The sequence below is a fragment of the Streptomyces aurantiacus genome (genome assembly GCF_001418335.1).
Taxonomy (GTDB): Bacteria; Actinomycetota; Actinomycetes; order Streptomycetales; family Streptomycetaceae; genus Streptomyces; species Streptomyces aurantiacus.
The window spans coordinates 1-1,475 of record NZ_LIPP01000524.1 but is presented as its reverse complement, the minus strand read 5'-3'; the positions used below and the strand labels follow the sequence as shown (position 1 = coordinate 1,475).

Annotated in this window: 2 protein-coding genes; both read left to right on the top strand. The window is 69.0% G+C overall.

Translation table 11 applies throughout. The annotated features are described in order from the left end of the window. The coding region (locus AOK01_RS39905; protein ID WP_157871679.1) for an MFS transporter at positions 1–450 on the top strand (450 nt) is incomplete at its 5' end. Positions 451–558: 108 nt separating this feature from the next. Next, positions 559–1,365, top strand: a complete 807-nt coding sequence (locus tag AOK01_RS39900; RefSeq protein ID WP_055520528.1) for an IclR family transcriptional regulator — start codon at positions 559–561, stop codon at positions 1,363–1,365. Positions 1,366–1,475: the final 110 nt, after the last annotated feature.

The following is a 1,475-nucleotide window of genomic DNA, read 5'->3' as shown; positions in this document are numbered from 1 at the left end:
GTGTGTTACCCCGTCTTCGGAGTGCTGTCCCAGCACATCGGGAGGCGACGGTTCTACATCGGGTACGGGCTGTCCGTCATGGTGATCGGCGCCGGCTCGTACACGCTGCTGATGACCTCGGACGGCGGCCTGGGCGCGGCGCTCGGCTGGGGCGTCCTGATCGGCGTCTTCACCGTCGGCACGTTCGGCCCGATCGCCGCCTACCTGACCGAGCGCTTTCCGGCAGACATCCGTTCCACCGGTTACGGAGTCGGTTACAGCCTCGCGCTCATCGCACCGGCGTTCTACCAGTTCTATCTGCGGCAGTTCGACGGCATCATGTCGGCGCACCTGGCGCCGGCCGTCCTGATCGCGCTCGCCGGCCTGCTGATCAGCGTCGGAGGGTTCATCGGACCGGAGACGAAGGATGTCGACATGGCTGACGACAGCACGATCCCGGCACTGTCGTGAGCGGCCGTACGACGGAGGCCGGCACGGTCCATTCGGGTAGCCTGTCAGGCGTGTTCAGCGAGTGAGCGCGCCTGACAGGCCACCTACCAGCGTCCGAGGGAGGCACCCGTGGCCAGATCGACGAGGTCGGCGGACGCCGCCCGCGCGGACCGTGGAGACCAGGCAGACATCCAGGCGGTGAGCCGGGTCAGCCAGATCCTGGCGCTGTTCGAACCGGCCACACCCGAAGTGACCGCGGGACAGGTCGCCGAACGCCTGGGCCTCAACCGCACCACCGCCTACCGGTACTGCACCTCACTCGTCGCGGCCGGTCTGCTGGAGCGCAGCCCCTCAGGCGGCTACATACCTGGTGGACTGCTGCTGCAGCTCGGTGCCTTCGCCGTCAGCCACCGGCGCGTCATGAATCTCGCCCCACGCCATATGCAGGCGCTCTCCCGCGCCACCCGGAGCAGCGCGGTGCTCAGCCTCTGGGGCTTCACGGGGCCGGTGGTCTCCCGGGTCGAGGAGAACATCGCCGCTGTCGTCGTCGTGTCCGTGCGCGTCGGCAGTCACCTGCCGTTGGACGCGGCGCAGAGCAAGGTCTTCCTCGCCTACCACGTCGACCAGCTGTCCATGCAACGGTTGACGGCGACCCTGGCAGGACCGGCGCGGGACGAGTTGCGCGCCGACGTCGAACGGGTCCGTACCGTCGGTCACTGCTCCGCGATGAGCACCCCCGGTGTCGTCGTGGTGGCGGCGCCCGTCTTCGACGAGTACGGCATCTGCGCCACTGTCGCCGTCATCGGCCCGGACAACACGTTGTCGATGTCCGACGACGCCCCCGAACTGCGTGTCGTGGTCGCCACGGCACGTGAGCTCACCCATGAACTCGGCGGCCACTACCGGCCGGACGACCTCGGGCAGCAGGCGGTGTAGGGCGCCTCATCGGCGGCATGTCGGGTGAACGACCCGTGGGGGCACCGCGGTTCAGCGGTGCCCCCACGGGCGGCCTCATCGACGAGGCCTGATGACGCCTTGCGACGCGG